We start from the raw sequence: 274 nt of genomic DNA on the forward strand, positions 1-274 counted from the left end.
GACCCTTGGTGTTGAATACAAGATTGTAGAAGAAGACACCTACTCTATCGTTCAGGACAAGATCCCTGAAGGCAAAACGACCTGCTCTCTTTGCTCACGTCTGCGTCGCGGTATCTTATATCGTACAGCCAAAGAGCTTGGCGCAACCAAGATTGCCCTTGGCCATCACCGCGATGACATCATAGAAACACTGTTCTTGAACATGTTTCATGGCGGTAGAATGAAAGCTATGCCACCAAAGTTGGTTTCAGACAACGGCGAACACGTTGTGATC

General features: G+C 47.4%; 1 pseudogene. It reads left to right on the forward strand.

From position 1 onward, the window contains the following. Positions 1-274 (forward strand): annotated as a pseudogene (locus tag AB4585_RS28315) (tRNA 2-thiocytidine(32) synthetase TtcA); the annotation flags it as partial.

Origin of the sequence: Vibrio sp. 10N.222.49.C9 (assembly GCF_041474985.1) — a bacterium.
Classification (GTDB): domain Bacteria; phylum Pseudomonadota; class Gammaproteobacteria; order Enterobacterales; family Vibrionaceae; genus Vibrio; species Vibrio crassostreae_C.